The 25,871-nt window shown below is 38.1% G+C and carries 24 protein-coding genes; 2 read left to right on the top strand and 22 right to left on the bottom strand.

The window, feature by feature from the left end:
• Positions 1 to 49: 49 nt before the first annotated feature.
• The 17 genes from ABN080_RS10575 to cysJ form a co-directional block, all read right to left on the bottom strand.
• Positions 50 to 1,204 (bottom strand): hypothetical protein, encoded by a 1,155-nt coding sequence (locus tag ABN080_RS10575; protein WP_349440986.1) that lies wholly within the window; start codon positions 1,202 to 1,204, stop codon positions 50 to 52.
• Positions 1,201 to 2,460 (bottom strand): hypothetical protein, encoded by a 1,260-nt coding sequence (locus ABN080_RS10570; protein ID WP_349440985.1) that lies wholly within the window; start codon positions 2,458 to 2,460, stop codon positions 1,201 to 1,203. The genes ABN080_RS10575 and ABN080_RS10570 overlap by 4 nt, the downstream gene beginning before the upstream one ends.
• A 164-nt stretch (positions 2,461 to 2,624) precedes the next feature.
• Positions 2,625 to 3,608 (bottom strand): RNA polymerase sigma factor RpoS, encoded by a 984-nt coding sequence (gene rpoS / locus ABN080_RS10565; RefSeq protein ID WP_349440984.1) that lies wholly within the window; start codon positions 3,606 to 3,608, stop codon positions 2,625 to 2,627.
• A 685-nt stretch (positions 3,609 to 4,293) separates the two neighbouring features.
• Positions 4,294 to 5,412, bottom strand: coding sequence for a murein hydrolase activator NlpD (nlpD, locus tag ABN080_RS10560; RefSeq protein ID WP_196553858.1), 1,119 nt, complete (start codon positions 5,410 to 5,412; stop codon positions 4,294 to 4,296).
• A gap of 153 nt (positions 5,413 to 5,565) precedes the next feature.
• A complete protein-coding gene (locus tag ABN080_RS10555) occupies positions 5,566 to 6,192 on the bottom strand; it encodes a protein-L-isoaspartate(D-aspartate) O-methyltransferase (RefSeq protein WP_072070178.1) in 627 nt (208 codons plus the stop codon).
• Positions 6,186 to 6,950 (bottom strand): 5'/3'-nucleotidase SurE, encoded by a 765-nt coding sequence (surE, locus tag ABN080_RS10550; protein WP_349440983.1) that lies wholly within the window; start codon positions 6,948 to 6,950, stop codon positions 6,186 to 6,188. Before surE ends, ABN080_RS10555 begins: the two co-directional genes overlap by 7 nt.
• Positions 6,928 to 7,980, bottom strand: coding sequence for a tRNA pseudouridine(13) synthase TruD (gene truD / locus ABN080_RS10545; RefSeq protein WP_349440982.1), 1,053 nt, complete (start codon positions 7,978 to 7,980; stop codon positions 6,928 to 6,930). Before truD ends, surE begins: the two co-directional genes overlap by 23 nt.
• A complete protein-coding gene (gene ispF, locus ABN080_RS10540) occupies positions 7,977 to 8,462 on the bottom strand; it encodes a 2-C-methyl-D-erythritol 2,4-cyclodiphosphate synthase (protein WP_196553856.1) in 486 nt (161 codons plus the stop codon). Before ispF ends, truD begins: the two co-directional genes overlap by 4 nt.
• Position 8,463: 1 nt before the next feature.
• Positions 8,464 to 9,213 (bottom strand): 2-C-methyl-D-erythritol 4-phosphate cytidylyltransferase, encoded by a 750-nt coding sequence (gene ispD, locus ABN080_RS10535; RefSeq protein WP_349440981.1) that lies wholly within the window; start codon positions 9,211 to 9,213, stop codon positions 8,464 to 8,466.
• A 39-nt stretch (positions 9,214 to 9,252) separates the two neighbouring features.
• Positions 9,253 to 9,543: a cell division protein FtsB gene (gene ftsB, locus ABN080_RS10530; RefSeq protein WP_072070183.1), complete on the bottom strand. Its 291-nt coding sequence runs from the start codon at positions 9,541 to 9,543 to the stop codon at positions 9,253 to 9,255.
• A gap of 332 nt (positions 9,544 to 9,875) precedes the next feature.
• Entirely contained in the window at positions 9,876 to 10,481 is a 606-nt protein-coding gene (cysC, locus tag ABN080_RS10525; RefSeq protein WP_349440980.1) for an adenylyl-sulfate kinase, read from the bottom strand.
• A 2-nt stretch (positions 10,482 to 10,483) separates the two neighbouring features.
• Positions 10,484 to 11,935 (bottom strand): sulfate adenylyltransferase subunit CysN, encoded by a 1,452-nt coding sequence (cysN, locus tag ABN080_RS10520; RefSeq protein WP_349440979.1) that lies wholly within the window; start codon positions 11,933 to 11,935, stop codon positions 10,484 to 10,486.
• An 11-nt stretch (positions 11,936 to 11,946) separates the two neighbouring features.
• Positions 11,947 to 12,855 carry a sulfate adenylyltransferase subunit CysD gene (cysD, locus tag ABN080_RS10515; protein ID WP_196553852.1) on the bottom strand — a complete coding sequence of 303 codons (909 nt, stop codon included), beginning with the start codon at positions 12,853 to 12,855 and terminating at the stop codon, positions 11,947 to 11,949.
• 11 nt (positions 12,856 to 12,866) lie between these two features.
• Positions 12,867 to 14,291 (bottom strand): siroheme synthase CysG, encoded by a 1,425-nt coding sequence (gene cysG / locus ABN080_RS10510; RefSeq protein WP_196553851.1) that lies wholly within the window; start codon positions 14,289 to 14,291, stop codon positions 12,867 to 12,869.
• A gap of 205 nt (positions 14,292 to 14,496) precedes the next feature.
• Positions 14,497 to 15,228, bottom strand: coding sequence for a phosphoadenylyl-sulfate reductase (locus tag ABN080_RS10505; RefSeq protein ID WP_196553850.1), 732 nt, complete (start codon positions 15,226 to 15,228; stop codon positions 14,497 to 14,499).
• The gene (gene cysI / locus ABN080_RS10500; RefSeq protein WP_349440978.1) at positions 15,225 to 16,955 is read right to left on the bottom strand and encodes an assimilatory sulfite reductase (NADPH) hemoprotein subunit; all 1,731 of its coding nucleotides are present in this window, start codon (positions 16,953 to 16,955) and stop codon (positions 15,225 to 15,227) included. Before cysI ends, ABN080_RS10505 begins: the two co-directional genes overlap by 4 nt.
• Positions 16,956 to 18,767, bottom strand: coding sequence for an NADPH-dependent assimilatory sulfite reductase flavoprotein subunit (gene cysJ, locus ABN080_RS10495; RefSeq protein WP_349440977.1), 1,812 nt, complete (start codon positions 18,765 to 18,767; stop codon positions 16,956 to 16,958).
• Positions 18,768 to 19,065: 298 nt separating this feature from the next.
• Between cysJ and queD the strand changes: the two genes are divergently transcribed.
• Positions 19,066 to 19,431, top strand: a complete 366-nt coding sequence (queD, locus tag ABN080_RS10490) for a 6-carboxytetrahydropterin synthase QueD (RefSeq protein ID WP_340893676.1) — start codon at positions 19,066 to 19,068, stop codon at positions 19,429 to 19,431.
• A 77-nt stretch (positions 19,432 to 19,508) separates the two neighbouring features.
• On the opposite strand, the gene queE is transcribed toward queD, so the two are convergent.
• Complete coding sequence (queE, locus tag ABN080_RS10485; protein WP_349440976.1) at positions 19,509 to 20,180, bottom strand: 7-carboxy-7-deazaguanine synthase QueE; 672 nt, start codon at positions 20,178 to 20,180, stop codon at positions 19,509 to 19,511.
• A 166-nt stretch (positions 20,181 to 20,346) separates the two neighbouring features.
• On the opposite strand from queE, the gene ABN080_RS10480 reads away from it, so the two are divergent.
• On the top strand, positions 20,347 to 21,714 hold the full coding sequence (locus ABN080_RS10480) for an L-histidine transporter HutT (RefSeq protein ID WP_115350833.1): 1,368 nt from the start codon (positions 20,347 to 20,349) through the stop codon (positions 21,712 to 21,714).
• 94 nt (positions 21,715 to 21,808) lie between these two features.
• Here the strand turns inward: ABN080_RS10480 and ABN080_RS10475 are convergent, their stop codons facing one another.
• From ABN080_RS10475 to ABN080_RS10460, 4 genes are all read right to left on the bottom strand, one after another.
• Positions 21,809 to 22,990 carry a methionine gamma-lyase gene (locus tag ABN080_RS10475; RefSeq protein ID WP_349440975.1) on the bottom strand — a complete coding sequence of 394 codons (1,182 nt, stop codon included), beginning with the start codon at positions 22,988 to 22,990 and terminating at the stop codon, positions 21,809 to 21,811.
• Positions 22,991 to 23,009: 19 nt separating this feature from the next.
• Positions 23,010 to 23,408, bottom strand: coding sequence for a hypothetical protein (locus ABN080_RS10470; protein ID WP_349440974.1), 399 nt, complete (start codon positions 23,406 to 23,408; stop codon positions 23,010 to 23,012).
• Between the two features lie 11 nt (positions 23,409 to 23,419).
• Positions 23,420 to 24,613 (bottom strand): NAD(P)/FAD-dependent oxidoreductase, encoded by a 1,194-nt coding sequence (locus tag ABN080_RS10465; RefSeq protein ID WP_349440973.1) that lies wholly within the window; start codon positions 24,611 to 24,613, stop codon positions 23,420 to 23,422.
• Between the two features lie 183 nt (positions 24,614 to 24,796).
• Complete coding sequence (locus tag ABN080_RS10460) at positions 24,797 to 25,582, bottom strand: endonuclease/exonuclease/phosphatase family protein (protein ID WP_072070197.1); 786 nt, start codon at positions 25,580 to 25,582, stop codon at positions 24,797 to 24,799.
• Positions 25,583 to 25,871: the final 289 nt, after the last annotated feature.

Raw genomic sequence — 25,871 nt, 5'->3', positions numbered from 1 at the left:
CTTTTGAGACTGCATTTTTAAGCTAAAATAATCGGAGATAAATCCCTCGTCAATTGATTGGAGCATGGCTATATTTCAGTCGCTCCCCCAATAACAATAAAGTGTCATCATCACCATAATTGTCAAATAAACGAATAAATGAAGATAACGCGGGATTAAACATCATATCGTCAGTGATTTTCTCATAAGAAGTATATTTTTTTGTTTTTAATGAAAAAATCAGCGTAACTTTATCATCATTACGGCCTTTATTTAAAATCAAATCGTTACTACTTATCATCAAATCATTTAGATATTTATAACCACTTTCATAGAAAGTTTCTACATTTCCATCAGCTTGGCGCTGAACAACAGAATAGAGCTCACGAGAAGCATGTTGAGCAATAAAATAGATATCACCTTTATCATTTTGAACAACTTCTTTAACACGCAAAGGAAGCCAACGTGTTTTTGTCACTTCTTTATTAACTAAATTTAATGTGATTTCTAATGTGTTTGTTGTGTAATGATGATTATAAAAAATAACGAGAGAATCACCCGATAAGGCATAATGGAATTGTGTAAATTCACCAAAGTCCTCTGCATAATACTGCTTAACAAGATCTTCTGTATTAATGGAATATTCCCAACTCTCTCCCTCATCTAAACTTGTCATTATTGTTTTATTGTCAACTAACACTAATTGCGATGTAGCCTCTGAATATAATAATTTCCCTCCAATAAGCGCTAAAGGAAAACGGTAATAGCCATTATTACTCTCTTGCCAAGGAATTAAATCATCAAGCATAAACTTAGTTAAGTTCATCACTTGTCGTCCCTGCTCTGTAAATAAAATACACTTTTCAGGAATACAATAGGCATTATAAAAGCTACCTTGCCCCTGTGACACAAAGCGAGTACCTTCTTTGTCAGAAAAATAGAGTGTATATTTTCTCTGGTTATCTTGGCGATAGAGTCGGCCATAAACATCAACATCATATCGCCCTTGATCCGATTCTGTTTTAATTAAAATACCACTTGGTGCATTAAATGTATTACGCCAATCATAACGAGAATAATGATAGGAAGATAAATCCGCATCTTTTTCATTTTTCCATTGCCACTTAGTGGCAAAACCGTGAAAAAGTACGCCATAAAAAAGGAGCAAGCTTAAAATAAATAAACCAGTGATGATAATAAAGGGTTTACGGAAAAAAGGATTCATTGACTTAACTCCGTAACATAAAGCGTTTTTTTATTTTCAACACATTGCTGTTGGAGCAAAAAATAGGTTTGATAACTACAGTTACCCTTTTGTGATAGTAAAATATAAAGATTCGAAAATAAGGCAATTAAAAAAGCAAATCCTGTCATTATTGAACCATAGATGATCCCCATACCTAAAAAAGTATCACCAACAAAAAACCAGTCCCATTTATCCCAATAATTACCATTATCGTAAATATCTGAAATAGAAAAAATAGCGAACAACGAGAAAATAAAGGTGCTGATTAATCCTGTAATTAACAACGATAATCTTTTAGTTCGCTGATGTCCTAGATATAACTGCCCTGAAATTGAATAAGCACCATTATCAGTATGATTATAAACACCTAAGACAACAGGCCCAGAATTTTTATCTTCCTCTTGCCAAAAGAAGAATTCAACATCATCGCCCTCAGTCAAAAATAAATTATGATCAGAATAAAATAAACGTTCTTTATAACTAAATATAAATGGATGTTTATCAATCTGACAGGATATTTGCATCACCACACTCTCTGCATTGCGGGAATGTATTTTAATTTTATCAACATGATGAAGTTTTATTTTTCCTCGAACACGTTGCACTTGGCTTTTTTTTATTTGAAGAGGCGGTTTCTTGCTGGGAATAAATAGAGGTAATGGCGGTGATTTTATTTCAGGAATAATTAATTGTTCACCATTAGATGACGTTGTATCTTGATGAGCGATCACTTTATCCAACGCGTTTATTCTCTTTTTATGCTTGGGTCTAATGCGTTGAAAAAAACGATAGCCTTTTTCTCCGATATAACTCACTCCAACCATTACAGCACCAAATGAAATAACCATGGAAACGATGATGAAGAAATTAGTCTCTAGATAAAGTAAAGAATAATAGTTCCATCCACTCCCAATTACAGTAAGAACAAAAGCAAGTAATAACCATTTTTTCTGTTTAGTGGTAAGTGTAAAGGTTCTTTCTGGCTCAAGCCTTCCTTTGCTGTCATGATAAATCCATTGCACCCATAAACTGCCGTCATTAAGCAATTCAGCACAAATTTTAAGCTCATCGCCTTGTTTTAAACGTTTCAGAAAATCTTGAGAGTGAGTGAAATCATCTTCATTAAGATAAAACACTTTACCTGATGCTATTAATCTCACCATTCCTTTCGGTGAGGTTTTATTTTGGTCAAAATGGCAACTCTCTAATTTGACGTTTAAAAAATAATCTTTCATATCTTCCTTTATCTCTTTTACCAGATTAACGAGATGCAACACCACGCTCTTGTTTTATCTTGTTAAATCACATAATACAAGATAAAGAAAAGCCGATTAGCAACTTACTAATCGGCTTTGGTAATAACAATATATTGGAAGCTGTAGACAGAAATAAAGGCTAGTTATGCTTTGAAAAGAGCTTCAATACATAACCCCTGACTTTGCAGAATGTCTTTTAGTCGGCGTAATCCTTCAACTTGGATTTGACGAACTCTTTCTCTTGTCAGACCAATTTCTCTACCAACATCTTCTAAAGTTTCAGCCTCGTAGCCTAATAATCCAAAACGGCGCGCCAATACTTCACGTTGCTTAGGATTTAATTCAAATAACCACTTTATGATATTTTCCTTGAGGTTATTATTTTGAATTGTCGCCTCAGGCCCTTCTTCATTGTCGTCAGAGATAATATCGAGTAAGGCTTTATCTGAATCGCCCCCAATTGGGGTATCAACAGAAGTAATACGTTCATTTAAACGCAACATCTTACTTACATCTTCAACTGGTTTATCAAGCGTTTGTGCAATTTCTTCAACACTAGGCTCATGATCAAGCTTATGTGCTAGTTCTCTTGCAGTTCTTAAATAAACATTCAGCTCTTTAACGATATGAATGGGCAGACGAATGGTACGAGTTTGATTCATAATGGCACGTTCTATGGTTTGACGTATCCACCATGTCGCATAAGTTGAAAAACGAAAACCTTTTTCAGGATCGAATTTTTCAACTGCACGGATCAGTCCTAAATTCCCTTCTTCAATCAAATCAAGCAGGGCAAGACCTCTGTTTGTATAACGACGAGATATCTTAACAACTAAACGAAGGTTACTTTCTATCATTCGTTGTCTTGAAGGAATGTCACCACGTAACGCTCTACGGGCAAAAAAAACTTCTTCTTCAGCGGTCAGCAACGGAGAATAACCAATTTCTCCTAAATAAAGCTGAGTTGCATCAAGCGCACGCTGATTGACTCCTTCAATTAGTTCAATTTCGTCTTGAGCATCAGACTCATTTTCTGCCTCTTTTGCAGCAACTTCATCGAACTCTTCCATGTTCTCTTCAATTTCATCTGTATATAACTCGTCTACTCTTAGCGTACTTTGGCTCATCAGCTGCTCCTACCCTTGATAATTTAGGTAAACGACGTTTGATTAAAGTCTGTTTACCAGTTTATCGCTGTGTCACGACACAACGGGTTTACTGATTTTCCCTTGTAACGAATTACAAAATAAAAGATAACATAATCTATTTTACTGTTAATTTTATCTTTCTTTATTCAATAAATAACTTAGCTATTGAGTGCAGGTTATTAACAGTTTTTTTATTATATTTACGTATATTTATCTATACGTAAAATTACTTCACTTAATGCGCTAGCTGTAACTATTTGTATCTAAAAAAATAAATAAAAACCCAGAATAATAAAATAATACCAAATAATTTTTATTATTTACTATTATTAAAAAGATAATCTAATAAAGAAAACACCTTTTCAAACAAGGGGTTATTTTATAGCCCATCCTTTAGTAATAACGAATCTTTATTCATTTTTTATATAACATTTTTTAGCATACGCATTCATTGGTTGAGAATCAACCGTCTAATTTAACGTTATCTATAATTTTATATCGACCTCTCATTTTTACTTATCATTAATTAAGCAGTTTTACTTAGTTAAAATGTATTTTTTTTCAATATTTTAATTAATTACAGATAACAAAAAGCCTTCTCCTTTTTATAAAAGAGAGGGCTTAATTTTAGGATTATTCGCTATACGAATTAAAAATCACTTATTTATTTTTTAGGTAAATAGCTCATTGGGTTGAGTGATTTTTCTTTATAACGGATCTCAAAGTGCAGTCGGACAGAGCTTGTGCCTGAGCTACCCATCGTCGCAATCTGCTGACCTGCATTCACATTTTGTTGCTCACGCACCAAGATGGTGTCGTTATGCGCATATGCACTAAGGTATTCATCATTATGCTTAATGATAACAAGGTTACCATAACCACGTAATGCGCTACCGGCATAAACCACTTTACCTGCCGCCGTTGCAACTATTGGAGAGCCTTTAGTACCACCAATATCGATACCTTTATTGCCTCCTGGGGCACTTGAATAACTTTCGATTATCTTACCTTGTGCTGGCCAAATCCACTTACCTGAAACCGCTGTTGGTGCTGGTGTTGCTGCCGTAGTGGTATTCGTGTTGGTTGTTGGTGGCGGAGTCGTTGTTTTCGGCGGTGTTGTTGCCGGTTTAGTGATCAATGGCCCCATTGATGTGTTATTTGTCGGTTTCGTTTGAGCCGTTTGAACACCAGCACTACTTGGTTGATTGATAACGGATGTATTCACATTCGTATTGGTTCCCGTATTGACTTGACGGTTACCAATATTCAGCACCTGTCCCACATTTAAACTGTAAGGTTCTGGAATATTATTCATTGATGCCAGCTCTTTTACATCGCTATCTGTTATCCACGCGATATAGAACATGGTATCACCCCGTTTTACTGTATAGGTATTACCGCTGTAATTCCCTTTAGGAATACTGTCATAATTGCGGTTATACACAATACGGCCAGAACCATCTGTACCCACATTTTGAGTCGCTACTGATGTTTGTGAACGAGGTTGGTTTTGAGGCTGATATGTGCCCTCATTAGATGAAGTACTATTCACCTTAATTGAAGGAGGAGGTGACGATTGTAAAGGGGTCGTTCTTTCAACCGGTGTCGCATTACTGTTAGTCATCACAGGCGCGGTTGAGACCGTGTTATTTGAAGAGCTATCATTTACAGAGGTAATGGGTGCAGGACGATAAGGTGTATCTGCACAGCCTGTTAATGCAAATCCAATTACCGAACACATGATTGCCCAGCGGACATGCTTAATTGGGCTTTCTGAATTCATACTTCCTTCTCCCTTTAAAAAGGCATTAGCATCTAGCAATTTGTCGAGTTAAACAAAAAGACTGCAATTTTTTGAAAATGTTTCATTTATTAGTGCAGATTACGACAAGCTATTAAAAAGCAGTAATAAAAAGCGGTCAGATTTATCTGGAAGTTATGCTAACTCACCTGAAATTAAAGGAACAAACCTAACAGCTTCTATAGATTGATAGTGAAAATCATTACCTAAACGTCGGATAAACTTCAGTATTTGTTGCTGTTCGCCTACAGGTATTATCATCCTGCCACCATCAGCTAATTGCATCAATAACTGTTGTGGTACTTCTGTTGCACATGCTGTCACTATTATGGCATTAAAAGGCGCTTTTGATGACCACCCTTCCCATCCATCACCATGGCGTGTAGAAATATTATGTAAATCAAGATGCTTAAAACGTCGTTTAGCTTGCCATTGTAATATCTTTATACGCTCAACAGAGCTGACATGATGGACTAAATTTGCTAAAACAGCCGTTTGATACCCAGATCCTGTTCCAATTTCTAAAACAGAATCCGTACTTTGTAATTCTAGTAGCGTTGTCATTTTAGCAACAATATAAGGTTGTGAAATAGTTTGGCCGTTACCAATAGGTAAAGCTGTATTTTCATAAGCCTTATGAGAAAGCGCTTCATCAATAAAGAGCTCTCTGGGTACTTTACTCATTGCTTCCAGCAGGCTTTCATCCTTGATACCATGCTGTTTTAACATTGTCAGTAAGTCTTTCATTGACCGACTTAACATGTTTTTTTGACCTCTGCTTTATTTAACCAATTTTGTAGTAAATCTAGTGCTTTGTATGCTGTTAAATCGACATGTAAGGGTGTAATCGACACATAACCTTCGTCAACAGCAGCAAAATCTGTATCAGGGCCTACATCGTTTTTTTCGCCTGGAGGCCCAATCCAATAAAGGCTATTTCCTCTAGGATCAGTGTGAGTATAAACGTGCTGTGAAGCATGACGACTCCCACAACGTGTGATACGAAACCCTTTTACTTCATTTAGTGGAATATCTGGCACATTAATATTGAGAATATTCCCGGCTCTTAAAGGTATTTGTTGTAACATTGCCAACACGTCACAAGTGACTTGAGCCGCCGTCTCAAAGTGCGTTTCACCATCTAATGAGACGGCAATCGCAGGTAAACCTAAAAAACGCCCTTCCGTTGCTGCTGCCACTGTCCCTGAATAAATAACATCATCACCTAAATTAGGGCCATGATTAATACCAGAAACCACAATATCAGGACGAGGGCGCACTAAATGATTAACACCAAGATAAACACAATCTGTTGGTGTTCCTTCAACAATCGCGATATCGCCATTTTCCAGCTCTTGCTTGCGTAATGGCCGGTCAATTGTTAAAGAGTTAGAGGCAGCACTACGATTACGATCAGGTGCAACAATTTGTATATCATAGCGCTGGCGTAATGCTTTAGCGAGGGTCTGTATTCCTTTCGCCATCACACCATCGTCATTACTCACCAATATTTTCAGCATCATCATTCCCTAATAAAATTAATTCACGTACAACGCTAGTTGCAAAGCTTCCTGCAGGTAAAAAGAATGACAGAGAAACAGTGGTGTCGTCTACCCAATTCCATGACATATTTTCTGGTAACACATTGATAGCACGTCTGGTATTATCAACTCGCTCTTGTCGAGCCAATGACCATAATGTTTCATATTCTGCCAGATTTTCAGTTTCAAAATCCAATGCTTGTGCTTGTGTACCTAAATCACCCTTGCCCGGTAAAGGTGCAGTAATATGAACATCATGTTCTTCATAGCGAGTTTGTGTGGAAGTGAGTTCAGCTTCATCGACAACAAACCAGCTGCCTCGTCCATGAAGTTGCATTGCATCTCCGAATATCACTTTTGAGTATAAATCACACTCTAATCTTTTACTGACAAGATGATTGAACATGGCACTGCGTGCTGCTGAAAGATAAAAACTGCGTTTACCACGCTCTTTAACACGAATTTCATCGGTTGCCCAACGCATCGCTTGGCGTAAGTTTTCACCATTACGCCCAAATCGTTGAGTACCAAAATAGTTAGGAATACCTTTAGCTTTAATTTGGGCTAAACGTACATCAACAAAAGTACGGTCTGAGATTTCTCTCAACACCAATGTAAAGTGATTACCTTTTAATGTTCCTATACGTAATTTACGTTGTTGGCGAGTTGTTTCTAAAATTTCACAACCTTCTAAAACAAACTGACTGAAGTCGGGCATCTCTTTACCCGGCATACGCAAACAAAACCATTGTTCGGTAACAGCATTTCTGTCTTTTAGTCCAGCATAGCTTGCATCTCTAGGGTGAATACCCACAAATTTTGCCAGTTTTTCAGCAACAAAAGCGGTGTTACATCCGGTTTTCCTGACTTTCACCATGACATGCTCACCTTCACCATCGAGGGTGAAACCAAGATCTTCACGGACAATAAAATCTTCAGGAATTGACTTCAATAAACCTGTTGCTTGTGGTTTTCCATGTAACCAATGGAGTTCTGGTAATTCACTCATTCAGGTAATGACTCTTTTATTAATAAAACAACAGCTTCACAAGCAATACCTTCTTTTCTACCCACAAATCCAAGTTTTTCAGTTGTTGTCGCTTTTACATTGATATCATCAATATGACAATGAAGATCTTCTGCAATATTGACACGCATTTGTGGTGTATGAGGTAACATTTTAGGAGCTTGAGCAATAATAGTGACATCTAAGTTACCAATTCGGTAACCTTTGGCTTTTACGCGTGAAAATGCTTCTCGAAGTAATACACGGCTATCAGCACCTTTATACGCCGGATCAGTATCAGGGAACAACGTACCAATATCCCCCATTGCCACTGCGCCTAAAATAGCGTCAGTCACCGCATGCAATACAACATCGCCATCAGAGTGAGCTAATAAGCCTTGTTCATAAGGAACTCTGACGCCGCCAATAATAATAGGACCTTCACCACCAAATTTATGTACGTCGTAACCGTGTCCAATTCTCATTTTATTGTGTGTTCCTTATATTGGTGATTTGGCGTGAAAGAAAAAACTCTGCAAGCGCCAAATCTTCTGGCTGAGTCACTTTGATATTGTCTGCACGCCCTTTCACTAATAGAGGTTCATATCCAGCAAATTCCATCGCTGATGCTTCATCAGTAATAGTTGCATTTTCTGAGAGTGCATTTTCTATATTTTGTTTTAATAACGAGGCTGGAAAGAACTGTGGCGTTAAAGCATGCCATAGTGTTGTTCTCTCTACTGTTTGTTCAATATGATTATCTTGTTGATGGCTACGTTTCATCGTATCACGTACAGGAGTTGCAAGAATACCACCGCAAAACTGTGGATCTGAGAAGTTTTCATCAATTAATTTAATAAGATGATCAAGGTCGCCAAAGTGCAAGCAAGGCCTCGCTGCATCATGGACAAGAGCCCAAGTCTTTTCAGAAAAATGCTGAGTGACGTACTCTAAACCCGATAATACAGAGTCCGCTCGCTCTCCTCCACCATTAACTGTAATGATCCTTTCATCTTGTGCTAAAGGCAAGGCTTGAAAATAATGATCGTCCGGGCTAATTGCCACAATAATTTTCATTATGCGTGGGTGTTTTAATAAAGCATTAATGGTATGTTCAAGAATAGTCAATCCACCAATCTTCAAATATTGTTTTGGGCAGATTGATTGCATTCGACTTCCGATACCAGCTGCCGGAATAACGGCAACAATAGGAAGAGTAGAGTTTGTTATATTCATTATGGTATTTGTATCAGGACACACTATTAATTCAATAAATTAACGACGTGGTTGAGACTTATCATTCACAATACGGAAGAAGGTCTCATTAGGCTTAATCATCCCTAATTCACTACGAGCGCGCTCTTCTAACGCTTCTTGCCCGCCATTGAGGTCATCAATCTCTGCAAATAGACGATCATTACGCTCTTTTAACTGCGTATTTTGCGCCAATGCAGATTCAACTTCTTGACTTACTTTGTTGTAATCATGGATACCATTTTTACCTAACCACAATGAATATTGTAGCCAACCAAGCAAAATCAGAAGTAAGACTGTTAATTTCCCCATTACCACCCCCAAGATTAATGGGCTAATCATCCCACAACTCAACCACAGACGCCACAAAAGCGCTGGAATATATTACATTATTATTTGTATTCAGCTCACTATAAACGTGAGGCTCTTTTGTAATATTCAGATAAAGGCTTAATTTTTTCTTATTAAGATAAGCCAGAATAGAGTTAATTGGTAAATAAATTCATTTTATATGAAAAGGCTTAATGATATTTAAACAGGGAGTAATGATAAATGTATATTAAGATAATAACATATTGATATCTCTACACATTCACCCCTTTCATGAGATATTTGCGTAGAGATAATTGAATTTCACTTCAAAATTAACGGTAGATTTGATTTTGCTGTAGATAAATGAGGATTTGCTGAGTAAGTTTATTAATAGAGAGTGTACCATCTAAATGTAATTCAGGGTCAACAGGGCGTTCATAAGGTGAATCAATTCCTGAAAATTGTTTTATTTCACCACGTCTTGCCTTTTGATAAAGCTCTTTCGGATCACGAGCCTCACAAATATGAAGGGGGGTATCGACAAAGATCTCAATAAATCGACCTTGCTCAAAATGGCTCCTAACTTGTTGCCTATCTTCTCGATAAGGTGAGATAAAAGCGGTTAAAACAATAAGCCCCGCATCTACCATCAATTTAGCTACTTCACCCACACGACGGATATTTTCATGCCGATCCTCTTCGCTAAATCCAAGATCACGGCATAATCCATGACGTAAATTATCGCCATCTAATAAATAGGTGTGAATTGGCGAATCGGCGTGTTGATAAAGTGCTTGCTCTAATGCATCAGCCAACGTGGATTTACCCGATCCTGATAGCCCAGTAAACCAAAGCACACATCCTTTGTGTGCCTGCTGTGATTCGCGTTCGTTTAATCCAATTTTATGCGAATGCCAGATAATATCTTCGCTTATCATCTTTATTTTCCTCCAAGAAGATCTCTTGCTCCCCAATGAGGAAAATGACGACGAATAAGCTGATTAAGCTCAACTTCAAAAGCATCGTATTGTGTCGTAGTTTGTATAGGCGTATTGCGAATTTCTCGGATAAGCCCAGCCCCTACCGTGACATTGCTTAACCTATCAATAAAAATAAGCCCCCCCATATCGGCATTGGCTTGATAGTTATCAAGCACCAAAGGCTCTTCAAATGAGACTTCAACACTACCTATTGCATTTAAACTTAAGTTATCTGTAACTTGTTGAGTAAGCTTATTAACATCCACTTGATAATGAATATTCTCTATTTTTGCTCGGCTCTTTTTACCTGCAATCTTGATATCAAGTATGTGCCCTTGAACTAAGGGTTGCTCTGACATCCATACTACATCTATCAATGCATGAGTGCTAATATTGGCAGTTGTATCACTACTATCAACAATAATATCGCCACGACTAATATCAATTTCATCAGTTAAAACTAGTGTAATAGCTTGTCCTGCACTCGCTTGTGTTAAGTCACCATCAAAAGTAACAATACGTTTGATAGTAGAACGTTGCCCCGAAGGTAATACTTTGATTTGTTGTCCTTGGTAAAGAACACCAGAAGAAATTGTGCCACTATATCCTCTAAAATCTAAATCAGGGCGATTTACATATTGCACAGGAAAACGTAGCGATTGTGTAGATGCTCCCAATTTAACTGGCGCATCTTCTAATAATGAAAGCAACGTTTTCCCTTGATACCAAGGCATATTCAAGGAAGGTGAAACGACATTATCACCATCAAGCGCAGAGATAGGTACAAATTCAATGGTTAGATCTGTCGGAAGTTGATCGGCAAATTTAAGATAATCTTGTTGGATCGAATTAAAAATAGCTTGTTGGTGATCCACTAGATCCATTTTGTTAATTGCCACAATCAGATGGCGTATCCCCAAAAGTGTGCTGATAAAACTGTGACGTCGTGTTTGCTCTTGTACACCTTTACGAGAATCGATCAGCAGAATAGAAAGCGTACTGGTTGATGCGCCTGTCGCCATATTACGGGTATATTGCGCATGTCCGGGTGTATCAGCAATAATAAACTTGCGTTTTGCCGTTGAGAAATAACGGTAAGCAACATCAATAGTGATCCCTTGCTCCCTCTCTGCCGCTAATCCATCCACCAGCAAAGCAAGATCGAGCTTTTCACCTTGAGTACCTATTTTTTTACTTTCCGTTTGTAATGTAGAAAGCTGATCTTCATAGATCTGCCTGGTATCATGAAGCAAACGTCCAATTAATGTGCTTTTACCATCATCAACATCACCACAAGTTAAAAATCGTAATAATCCTTTGTTTTGTTGCATTTTAAGATAGCTTTCCACACCACCAAAATGTGCAATTTCGCCAGCAATAAGTTGATTTGTTTTCACGGCTTCAAGTCCCATATATCCTCCAATTAAAAATAACCTTGGCGTTTTTTCAGCTCCATTGAAGCGGACTGATCACTGTCAATTAAACGTCCTTGTCGTTCACTGCTGGTGGAAATCAGCATTTCCTCAATAATGGCAGGTAGTGTTTCGGCTTGTGAAGGAATGGCTCCAGTTAATGGCCAGCATCCTAAAGTTCTAAATCTCACTTGTTGCTGAGTGATAACTTCACCCGACTTAAGATCAATTCTGTCGTCATCAACCATAATTAATGTGCCATCACGCTCAATAACAGGTCTATTTTTTGCAAAATAAAGAGGAACAATATCGATATTTTCTAAATAGATATATTGCCAAATATCGAGTTCAGTCCAGTTAGATAATGGAAATACTCGAATACTTTCGCCTTTATTAATTTGACCGTTATAGTTTTTCCATAATTCAGGTCGTTGATTTTTCGGATCCCAACGATGAGATCTATCTCTAAATGAATAAATACGTTCTTTGGCTCGTGATTTTTCTTCATCACGACGAGCACCACCAAATGCCGCATCAAAGCCATATTTGTCTAAGGCTTGCTTTAACCCTTCTGTTTTCATGATATCCGTATGTTTTGCACTACCATGAATAAACGGATTAATTCCAAGCTCTTCACCTTGCGGATTGCGATAAACCTTAAGATCAAAACCATATTCTTTAGCTGTTTTATCTCGAAAATCATACATTTCTCGAAATTTCCAGCCAGTATCAACATGTAACAAAGGAAAAGGTAATTTAGCGGGATAGAACGCCTTGCGTGCTAAATGCAACATCACCGAGGAATCTTTGCCTATTGAATAAAGCATGACGGGATTTGCAAATTCAGCGACAACTTCACGCAGGATATAAATACTTTCTGCTTCTAATTGCTGAAGGTGCGTTAACTGTGTTTCATTCATAACAACCTCGTTTAGGCAAAATGAACCAAAGATGAATGGTGCGAAGGTAAAGACGGATAAGCGTGTCTATCGCCAAACCACGCAAGTTGATGGTGCAATGCAGCAACCTCTCCTACAATCAGGAGAGCCGGAGTTGGTGCTTTTTCTGCCAATTGTGCTAATTGCGTTAGGTTACCCGTGAAAACTTGCTGATCACGGCGTGTGCCACAACTGATAACAGCGATAGGCGTTAATGGAGAACGTCCGAGTTTAATTAAACGCTGACTAATCAGCTCTGCTTTTGCCGTTCCCATATAAATAGCGAGAGTGTGATTAGCTTGTGCCAATGATCCCCAATCAGGTTCAATACCATCAGCTTTACAGTGACCCGTCATAAAAGTAACGCTTTGAGCATATTGTCGATGAGTTAATGGTATCCCCGCATAAGCGCTTGCTCCGCTGGCAGCTGTGACTCCTGGTACAATCTGAAACGCAATCCCATGCGCGATAGCAATTTCAATTTCTTCGCCACCACGTCCAAAAATAAAGGGATCTCCCCCTTTTAACCGAACAACTCGTTTACCTAATTGCGCATATTTCACAATCAGTGCATTTGTTTCCTCTTGAGAAACACTGTGATGCCCAGCTCTTTTGCCCACACAAATAGTGTCAGCATCACGTCGTACAAGCTCTAAAACCTCTGGACTCACTAAACTGTCATAAAGGACAACTTCAGCTTGTTGAATAACCTGTAAACCACGCAGTGTTAATAAACCTGCATCACCTGGCCCTGCCCCAACTAATGCAAGTTCACCTTGTTGGCTCTCTTTTTGTTTTAGTTGTTGCTCAAGTTGGGCTTCTGCTTGAACCAATTGATCACTCGCCACTAAAGTGGCAAATTTACCACCGAAGGCTTGCTCCCAAAAACGACAACGCGCTTGAAAAGTATCTAAGTGTTGTTTCACTTTATTGCGCCATTTTCCTGCTATAGTCGCCATTGTGCCTAATGAACTTGGCAATAAGGCCTCTAACTTTTCACGTATCATACGAACTAAAACAGGCGCTTTTCCCGCAGATGAAATCGCGATCAAAATAGGATTTCTATCAATAATGGCAGGAAAGATAAATGAGCATTGAGGTTGTGAATCCACAACATTGACAAAAATATGTCGTGCTTGTGCATCAAGATAAACTTGCTGATTAAGCACATAGTCATCCGTAGCCACAATAACCAGCATCATTCCTAATAGATGTTCAGATTGATATTTTGCTGACACCCATTCAATTTTATCTTGCTGATAAGCAAGATGTAATTCATCACACAACTGAGGTGCAATCACTCTTAAACGAGCACCTGCTCTTAATAACAGCAAAGCTTTACGCGCGGCGACATGACCACCACCCACCAATAACACCGGGCGTTCTTTTAATTCCACAAATAAGGGTAGGTAATCCATACGCGTATCTCACCTTCGTTGTTCACTTTATGAGTAATGACTATAAAAGGTGCTTTAGGGCTTATGAAATGACAAAAAGCTATGTGATGGAACAGAAAGGAATAAGGAAAAATAAAATAATTTCAATGAGTTAATTTTTTAAAAACGACAAATAGGGCAATAGATTGAACTATTACCCTATTTATTTTATTGATAAATAATGGCGTTATTCGTGTAACCCACACTCACGTTTTAAGCCAAAAAAACGAGTTTCTTCTTCACTCATACCCTCTTCCCATTTTCGGGTTGTATGAGTATCACCCACAGAGAGATAACCTTGCTCCCATAAGGGGTGATAGGGTAAATCATTTTCTTTAAGATATTGATGAATTTGCTTATTATCCCAATCTACTATCGGTAAAAACTTAAAGATCCCTTTTGCGATTGAAAGCACTGGCAAATGCTCACGACTTTTAGATTGTTGTCGGCGAAGACCTGCAAACCATGTTTGAGCCTGTAACGTTTTTAATGCTCTTTCCATCGGCTCAACTTTATTGATGTTGTTATATCGCTCAATACCGTCTATGCCATTTAACCAAAGTTTACCGTAACGGGCTTCTTGCCAAGATGAAGATAATTCAGCTCGATACACCTTTAAATTAAGTTGTAACTGTTGAGTCAATGTATCAATAAACTGATAAGTCTCAGGAAACAAATAACCCGTATCTGTCAAAATCACGGGGATATCAGGATATTGCCTTGTGATTAAATGCAAACAGACTGCGGACTGAATACCAAAACTAGAGCTTAGTACATAAGCTTTAGGCAAATGAGCTAAAGCCCAAGTAATACGTTCAATAGCGGTGAGTTGCTCAAGTTGTTGATTAATTTCAGCTAACGTTTTTTGTTGTTCTTCTATCGATAATAATCTTAATTGTTCAAGCTGAAATAAACTCATACCGCCTCCTGTACTTCATAAAAATCCACGGCAGAGTTGAGTACAGGTTTAACAACATCAGTGCGAATAAGAAAATCGCCGAAACCTTCATTATTATCACGAGAAGATGCCCATTCACCAATCAGCGTATCAAGTATTGCGATGATTTCTTGTGAGGTAATATTTTCACGATACATTCTAGGTATGCGTGTACCAATACGATTACCGCCTAAATGTAGGTTATAACGATCAGGGGCTTTTCCCACCAGCCCCACTTCTGCAAGCATTGCTCGACCACAGCCATTTGGGCATCCAGTTACGCGTACAACAATGTGCTCATTACTGATGCCATGTTTTGTCATTAAGCTATCAAGTGTGTCGGTGAATGAGGGTAAAAAACGCTCAGCTTCTGCCATCGCTAATGGGCATGTTGGGAAAGAAACACACGCCATCGCATGTTCACGCAGTGGTGTAACTTGGCTATTGATCAAACCATATCGACGAGCAATTGCCTCAATATTGGTTTTTTCATTCTCAGGTACACCTGCCACAATTAAATTCTGATTAGCCGTAAGGCGAAAATCGCCTTGATGAATTTTAGCGATTTCAGCGACACCTGTTTTTAATGGAGCATCAGGCGTATCAATCAACCGGCCACTTTCAATAAATAAAGTAAGATGCCATTTATCATCAACACCTTTTAACCAACCAATCTGATCGCCTCTATGTGTAAATTCATAAGGTCGAATAGCCTCAAAAGTGACACCTGAACGGCGTTCAACCTCTTGTTTAAACGTCTCTACACCAACGCGTTCTAATGTGTATTTTGTTTTTGCATTTTTGCGTTCAGTTCGATTTCCCCAGTCACGCTGAGTTGTCACAATCGCCTCAGCAATTGCTAAGGTTTTTTCAATAGGGATATAACCAAATTCACTGGCTAAGCGAGGAAAGGTTTTCTTATCGCCATGTGTCATGGCTAAACCGCCACCCACCAGCACATTAAATCCGACAAGATGCCCATTTTCAGCAATCGCAATAAAATTCATGTCATTCGCATGCAGATCAACATCATTATGGGGCGGGATCACCACTGAGGTTTTAAATTTCCGTGGTAAGTAGGTTTCCCCCAAAATAGGCTCTTCGTCTGTAGTTGCAACTTTCTCTTTATCTAACCAGATTTCCGCATAAGCATGAGTGCGAGGTAATAAGTGTTCTGATATTTTTTTCGCCCACTCATACGCTTCTTGGTGTAATGAAGATTGTACTGGGTTTGAAGTACATAGGACATTACGGTTAACATCATTCGCAGTAGCTAGAGAATCCAATCCTGTGGCGGCTAACATTTGATGAGCGGGTTTTACATTGCCCTTTAAAATGCCATGAAATTGAAATGTTTGACGATTGGTAATACGAATACTGCCATATAGCGTATTTTCCGTCGCAAACTTATCAATGCTAAGCCACTGTTTAGGCGAAATAATGCCACCGGGCAAACGACAACGTAGCATCATGGCATGGCGAGGTTCTAGCATTTGCTCTGCACGTTCAGCTCGAATATCTCTGTCATCTTGTTGATACATGCCATGAAAACGAATTAACAAAAAGTTATCGCCTTCAAAGCCACCGGTTAAACCATTTTGTAAGTCTTCTGTAATAGTGCCGCGTAAAAAGTGACTCTCTTTTTTCATGCGTTCACTATCAGCCAGTTTCCCTTCAACCACTAAGGGCGCTTGAGTGTGTGATTTCATTTAATAGACATCCCTCTGATAACGCCTTTCTAGACGTAGCTCACTTAAGTATTCATCTGCTTCTTCAATATTTTTATTGCCACACTCCATCACAATATCTAACAACGCCTGTTCAACATCTTTTGCCATTCGTGACGCATCACCACAGACATAAAGATAAGCACCTTGCTGTAACCATTGCCAAATCTCATTGCCACGTTCACGCAATTTATCTTGTACATAAATTTTATGTGCTTGATCTCGTGACCATGCTAAATCGATATGAGTTAACAGACCGCTTTTGACATAACGTTGCCATTCCACTTGATAGAGAAAATCTTCTACAAAATGAGGATTACCAAAAAATAACCAATTTTTACCTGTTGCCGCGTCATTTTCGCGCTGCTGCATAAAGCCCCTAAAAGGTGCAATGCCTGTGCCTGGACCAATCATAATGACAGGTGCAGTGTTATCTTCAGGGAGACGAAAATGTGCATTTTTCTCGATAAAAACATTGACACTATCGCCTTCTTTTAAGCCATCAGCTAAAAAACCAGAGGCGCCGCCGGTATAAGCGCGCGAATTAACGTCGTAACGTACAACCCCTAAAGTAAGGTGTACTTCGTCTTCTACTTCTTGTTGTGATGAAGCGATAGAATAAAGGCGTGGTGTTAATGGGCGTAAAATATCCACAAAATCTTGTGCCGTTGGTTGAGCGCAATATTGGCGCACCATCTCATTAATAGGGTGTTTGTCTGCATATTGCTGAAGCTTTGTTTTATCAGCCACCAATGACAATAAATCTTCATGTCGTGTAAGTTGTGCATAAGCCTTGACGATAGGCGCGCTATTTTGAGTCAGTTCACAATGATGTAATAAGGCCTCTTTTAAGGTGAATGTTTGAGATTTTAACGTGACAGGTTCATCACCCTTTAGCCACAACAAAGCAATAAGTTCATCGACTTTTTCAGATGAGTTATTAAACCAAACTCCCAGCGCATCACCGGGTTGATATTGTAAATCAGAACCTTCAAGACTGATTTCAATATGACGAATATCTCTATCTGAATTTCGACCTGTGATTTTTTGATTAGTCAGTAATGTGGCAGTAAAAGGCGCATCTCTATGATAGATAGAGGCATTAACTGTATCTGTCGTGCCTGACTGTGTTTGTTGTAAGACTTGCGTACTTTGTGCCGGTACTCTTGCTGTTAAGAGTTCTGTAAGCTGTTTTATCCATTCATCCGCAACAGATTGATATTCAACATCAGCATCAACTCTAGGTAATAAACATGTTGCACCAAGCTGGGTAATTCTTTCATCAAAGTCTTTGCCTGCTTTGCAGAAATATTCGTAAGAGGTATCGCCTAAACTGAAAACTGCATAAGCCGTTTCTTTCATTTCAGCGGCTTTTTTAGAGTGCAGGTATTTATAGAAAGCAATCGCTTCCTCTGGAGGTTCGCCCTCTCCTTGTGTAGATGCAATAATAATTAAAGTTGTCGCTTTATGGATCTGCTTAAATTTATATTCACTGGCAGAGTACAACTCAACATTCAATTTATGAGCAACTAGGTTATCTCGTAATTGTTCTGCCAGATGGCGGGCATTACCAGTCTGGGAGGCAGAGATTAATGTTATTGTCTCTTGTTCAGGAACTTGTGGTGAAACAACTGCTGTTGGTACGGATACGGTAGCATGATCCAATTGCCCCCATAAATACCCAGATAACCACGCAATTTGCGCAGTTGAGAGATCTTTTGTTGCGTCCTGTAATTTATTCAATTGCTCCGATGTTAATGGAAGCATTGATAATAATGGGGGTTGATTGCTCATTTATCCTGCCTTAAAAAAGCGAAGCACTTATCTGTGCTTTATTGTTCTTTGATAATATTTCTAATATTGAGAGGGTATCTCACGACTAGAAGGTGAATTAAAGACCTGTTGGCTCTATCTAATAACCTTAAATGCTAAATTTATTTATCGGTTTCCTTTACCAATATAATTAATAAGCAAAAAGGAACATAACAAGTCATTAAGATTAAGGGAGATTAGGCGTGATACGCTAAATCGGCTACACTGATAGACTTCGTTCTATTTGTGTCTTTTTTTTACTAATTAAGTCAAGAGAGTTTTGATGACAACCACCATCTTTAAAGATTTTCAGTTTGAAGCCGCCCACCATTTACCGAATGTTCCTGAAGGCCACAAATGTGGACGCCTGCACGGACACTCCTTTTTGGTTAGATTAGAGCTAACAGGTGAAGTTGATACGCAGTCAGGTTGGCTTATTGATTTTGCTGATGTTAAAGCCGCATTTAAACCTACTCTTGATCGCCTTGATCACTACTATCTTAACGAAATTGAAGGCCTTGAAAATCCGACCAGCGAAGTGCTCGCAAAATGGATTTGGCAGCAAGTAAAACCAGTATTACCATTATTATCTGCAATAATGGTGAAAGAGACGTGTACAGCAGGATGTATTTATCGCGGTGAATAGATTTGTATTAACATTAAACCGTTATTATCTAAAAAAATCAGCCTTTTATTGGCTGATTTTTTCATATTAAAATGTGATCACGCAATATTTAAATATTTATGCGTTTGCATTGAGAAACGCCAATTACGTTCAATACAAGTTTTAATACACAATGCCGTTGCACTTTCTTTACAACTAATGGGTTGTAAAGCAACAACAGGTGCGGGTTGTTCTGTGCGTAATGCCAGTAATGTATCCAAAGCTTCAATATCTTTTTCACGTCCAACTGGATGTTTTATCTCATTAGCGCGATTGATAGCGCTTGATAAAACACGAAAACCACCTCGCATTCCTACTTTAGGTGAAAGTGTAACCCATGTTTTTTCACTACATAGAATGTCATGAGTACCGCTGGTTTCTATCTGGCAGGCAAAACCGGCTTGCTCTAACCCTTGCGTTAAAGGATGCAAATCATATAAACAAGGCTCCCCTCCCGTAATAACAACGTGTTTTGCACTATAACCTTGTTGCTGAAAAAGTGATAAAATTTCAGCAACACTGGCTTCGCCCCAAGTATCGCTTTCTTGCGTTTTAATCGGGATATCACCGAGAGGAACTTTTTTTTCGTCCTCTTTTTCCCAAGTATGCTTCGTATCACACCAACTACAGCCAACTGGGCAACCTTGTAATCGAACAAAAAGCGCAGGAACGCCAGTAAAAACACCTTCACCCTGTAAGGTTTGAAACACTTCATTAATGGGGTATTGCATAAGAAACTCTGATATCCAATGAATGCTGATGATTATTACAGATAACTATCTCACCGTAAGAGGCTTTATGATAAGGTACATGGTTTGTTTTGAATAGCTAACGTGCGAGAAGACACTGAAAAAGAGGATAGAGTTCCTCCGTTGGACAGAGATGGGAATACTTTAGATGCAAAAAGAGAATCAACTTTCACGAGGATTATCAGGGCGGCACATTCGTTTCATGGCGCTAGGCTCTGCGATCGGGACTGGTCTATTTTATGGCTCAGCTGCAGCCATTGAAAAAGCAGGTCCAGCAGTATTATTGGCTTACCTTATTGGTGGTGCTGCGGTATTTATGGTTATGCGTGCATTAGGGGAAATGGCCGTTCATCATCCTGTTGCGGGCTCTTTCTCACAATATGCTAGCCATTATATGGGGCCTTTAGCAGGCTTCTTAACCGGCTGGAACTACGTTTTTGAAATGCTGATTGTGTGTCTGGCTGACGTCACAGCATTTGGTTTTTATATGAAACTTTGGTTCCCAGATGTCGATCAATGGATATGGGTATTAGGCATAGTTTGCTTTATTGGTGCCTTAAACCTTTGCCATGTGAAGATATTTGGTGAAATGGAGTTTTGGCTTTCTATTGTTAAAGTCACCGCTATTATCGCAATGATCATTGGCGGTGTTGTTATTATGATGTATGGCTTTGGCCAACAAACTGAACATCCTATTGGTATCTCTAACTTATGGGAGTTTGGTGGTTTTATGCCAAATGGTATTGAAGGGGTTATCGCCTCGCTTGCCATTGTGATGTTTGCATTTGGTGGGATTGAAGTAATTGGTATTACTGCCAGTGAAGCTAAAGATCCTGAGAAAACCATTCCTAAAGCTATCAATGCCGTACCGTTTCGTATCTTATTATTCTATGTTCTAACGATATTCATTCTAATGTGTATTTTCCCTTGGCAACAAATCGGCCATAACGGTAGCCCATTTGTACAGATTTTCTCGAATCTAGGGATCAATTCAGCCGCAAATATCTTAAACCTAGTGGTTATCACAGCTGCCATTTCCGCAATTAATAGTGATATCTTTGGGGCTGGTCGTATGATGTACGGTATGGCTCAAGAAGGACAAGCACCTAAATCCTTTATGAAGCTTACCCGTAATGGCGTGCCTTGGATGACGGTACTAGTGATGTCTGTGGTACTGTTACTTGGCGTCGTGCTTAATTACCTTATTCCAGAACAAATCTTTGTTTTAATTGCCTCTATTGCGACATTTGCAACAGTTTGGGTTTGGTTAATGATTTTGCTTTCTCAAGTCGCCATGCGCCGTAAGATGAGCGCCGAAGAAGTAAAAACACTTAAATTTCCGGTACCGCTATGGCCAGTTGCACCTGCGCTGACTATCGTTTTTATGGCGTTTGTTATCGCAATCTTAGGTTATTTTGAATCAACTAGAATGGCATTAATTGTGGGTATGATATGGGTAGCGATTTTAACTATCGGCTACTATGTAGGTATCAAACCAAGAATGAACCAGAAATAAATCATATTTCTGGATTAACCAATATGTAAATTGAACAATAAAGGCTGTGGATAATTTCACAGCCTTTTTCTTTATTACATAATAGCTACTGTTACTAATCCAGTGCTTGTTCTAGATCTGCAATTAAATCATCCACATCTTCCAGACCTATTGATAAACGAACCAAACCGTCACTAATACCATGCCTTTGCCGTTCTTCTGCACTATAAGTAGCATGAGTCATTGTTGCTGGATGTTGAGCTAAAGATTCACAGTCTCCTAAGCTCACAGCTCGACTAAAAAGATTTAAGCGATTGAGAAATTCTCTGCCGGCTTTAATGCCCCCTTTTAACTCAATAGCTATCATACCTCCAGCTAATCGCATTTGACGTTTGGCTAGTTCATATTGAGGAAAAGAAGTCAGCCCAGGATAATAAATAGTTTCGACTTTAGGATTATCTTCAAGGTATTGAGCTATACGTTGTGTATTTTGACAGATCTGCTCCATTCTTATACCTAACGTTTTTATGCCTCGTAATATTAACGAGGCATCGTGAGGAGACAAACAAGCCCCAGTCATATCCTTTAACCCCTCAACACGTATTTTATCGGCTAATTCATGTGTAGTAATAATCGCGCCCGCAGTCACATCACCATGGCCTGATAAATATTTGGTCATTGAATGTACTATAATATCTGCACCAAGTTTTAAAGGTTGTTGTAAATAAGGTGAACAGTAAGTGTTATCCACTATCACTGAAATATTATGCTGATGAGCTATTTCTGATATTTTTTCTATATCACTGATGCGCATATTAGGGTTAGCAGGAGTTTCAAAAAAAATTAATTTTGTTTTCTCAGTAATCGCTTCTTTCAACTTTTCAAGATTAGTTAAATCAACGTGCTTTATTTTAACACCAAACTTAGCAAGCCCATGATTAAAAAAAGTAAAAGTGCATCCATAAAGCGTCATATCAGCAATCAATTCATCACCAGGTTGAAGTAACGACCAGCAAGTTGACGTAATTGCACCCATTCCTGAAGAAAAAACAACTGCACCTTCGCCACCTTCTAATTGTGCTAAACGTTTTTCTAATAAATTTAATGTGGGATTAGAAATCCGTGAATAGAAATGTCCTTTTCGCCGTCCTGCAAAACAATCAGCTCCATATTGAGCCGTCGGAAAAACAAAAGTAGACGTTTGAAAAACAGGAGGCACTAATGCCCCCTGAGAATCTAACGGAGAATAGCCATAATGTATTGCTTGAGTATTAAAATGTTTATTATCTTGCATCATTATATCTCCTAATTACTAATTAATTTTCTATTCGTTGATTATTTTCCCCGATAATTTGAACTGTTCTTAGAATAATAGAAATTCCTTTAAGCGTATCCGGGTTTTTTAATAACGAAAAAGTTGATCCTAAAGTATATTTTTTATCTTGATAAATAGATTCTTTCTTTGCCATATTATAAGCAGCACTTAACTCCCATACTGGAATTAATGTTTCCTCGAATGCAACTGACAATTTTTCAACTGTCGCATTATCCATAATATCTATTGAATCTGATATTAAAGATAATAAATCGACGATATTATCAAACCGCTTTAATGCTAATAATGGTCTTGCTTTTTCTAATAAATGTTGAAGGTGTAATTTATCTTCATCCGTTAACAGTTGAATATCTTCTGGGCTTAAATTATTTTCACTCATTATTGTATCCCCTATAATAATCCTCTAACTGTTGCCCAATATAAGCCTCTGTTATAACTATTACGCAATAACCCCCCTAATTTTGTTGGCGGTGTCGGTATTACGTCGTGCTTATAGTCATATTGTAATGGCATTCCTGCTGATAGCCCCATTTGTGCAACGGCTTGTACTCGACCATCGTAAATGGCGGCAGGATAGCCATAGCGAAGTTCACCACAGATATTATTAGCAATCACACCTGCTTGGTTATGGCAACTACCACCGGCTTTACTGATTGGTAAATCAACGGTATCACCAATAACATAAACTTGGTTTAATCCATAAACTTGCAATGTTTCAGGATCTGTCGGTAACCAACCTTCACCATTATTATGCTCACTTAACCCCGTGTTACGAATAGCTTCAACCGCAGTAATTGGCGGAGTGCTCATCAAAATATCAAACGGCTCTGCTTCCCCTTCTTTTGAGTAAGCTATCTTTTTATCTGGATCAACATGGCTTAATGTAAATCCACGTTTAGCTTTAATATCTCGCTCTGAAAATACCGCAGGAAGGACTTCACAAACCTCTTGTTGCATAAACAAACAGTTTCTTAAGAGTTGAGCAACTGTAGGATAAGTATAGACAATTTCAATATTGCTTCTTACTCGACGTTGACGTAATAGTTCATCAAGCATCAAGGTTGTTTCCATAGGAGCAATACCACATTGATGAGGTACATTCGGCGTTTCAGGGAAACTCACTGTAATAAATACACGCCCTTTTTCAATTGTTGCAAGTTTATCAGCAAGCGCTCTTGCTGCTTCATATTGATAAAAATGACTTACTGCTTCTTTTAAACCTTCAATTCTATGAGGGCTAGGAACACAACCCGTTGCTAAAACTAAGAAATCATAATTATATTTTTTCTTAGATTCGCAATAGATAATTTTATTGTTAAAGTCAAAGTGCTCAGCTTTATCTATAACAAATTCAATTTCAGGTCTTAATAAACTTCTTTCTGATCGCATTAACTCTTCTTTTAAAAAAAGATTAAATGCAATATACATAAATGCAGGCTTGTAATAATGATGAAGATTATCTGAAATAAGTGTTATTTTGATTTTATTTGAAAAGATTTCTTCATTTAATTTTTTAGCCAGGATATTAGCAAGAATAGTTCCGCCGGTACCACCACCAATAATAACTATATTTTTTGTTGGCATTTTATTTCCTATATCTAGTGATATTAGATAGACAAAAAAAGTATAGTAAAAGGTATTAATATAACAAATAGATTAAATAGATAGATAAACTATCATTAAAATAATTATTCTAATTGATAATAGATATAATCATATCAAATTTAAATATTTAAATTTAATATTAAGTATAGTTATTATCACTCACTAATAAAATGTTGCAATTAAAGGATGATGGTCTGAAGCATCAGTGATCAGCACTTCTGCATTATTTAGCGATAATCCACGATAGAAAATATAATCTAATGGTTTACCAAATGCTTTAGTACGCCAATCATTATCGAAAATAACCTCTTTAAGTCTTAACCTTCTAGCAAAACGCTTTAATACATTCACTCTAGGACGACTCCATGCATTAAAATCCCCCGCAAGAATAATGGGGCCTTTATGGTGCATGATATGAACGGATAAATTACTTAATTGACGCTGATACACATCAACACCAAAACTAAAATTAATCGCATGTACATTAATCACCATTAAATGATCACCCGTAATCAACGGATATACCGTAATTAATGCTGATTTTGATAAGCGTAGAAAAGGTTCTTTTTCTCTTAGAGGACAACAATAGATAGGATGAGAACTTGATAAAGTCATTACACCCGCAGGATGTTGCTGAAAAGCTAAGGCGGGAACTTGATCTGCAATTAAATGATGGGTTCCTGCAAAACGAACAAGCTCAGGCGTAGTTTGAGCCTCTTGCAATAAAAGTAAATGCGTATCGGTTGATAAAATCTCTAACATATTACGCCAATTGGGTCGTTGCTGTTTATAGATATTCCAAACCGCAATTTTTAGTGTGCCTTCTGTATAAAGAGGCATTCCAATAGGTAATGTATCTTTTCTTTCACTTAAAGGCGGGCTTGGTTCAATCCTTTCTACAGGTTGACCTGCCACAAAACGTACTGAATAAGTCGGTTTCTTCGCCATTCACAACCTCAGATAAGCAGCAAGATTTCTTGCTATAACTTAAGTATACCAAAGCCTAGCGCTACCCTCATCTTTTAAAAGGACGTCATAATCAACAAAAGTAATTATTTTTATATAAATTAGTTATTTTTACTTAATTTTAGAAATTTAATATCTATTTATTCTTAAATTTTAAGCAAAAAAAAACCTAAGTCGTTAGACTTAGGTTTCTTAATGTTGGCGGAACGGACGGGACTCGAACCCGCGACCCCCTGCGTGACAGGCAGGTATTCTAACCAACTGAACTACC

This window comes from Proteus sp. fly-1089 (assembly GCF_040138965.1).
GTDB classification, from domain to species: domain Bacteria; phylum Pseudomonadota; class Gammaproteobacteria; order Enterobacterales; family Enterobacteriaceae; genus Proteus; species Proteus vulgaris_B.
This window is presented reverse-complemented; position numbering and strand designations above follow the sequence as displayed.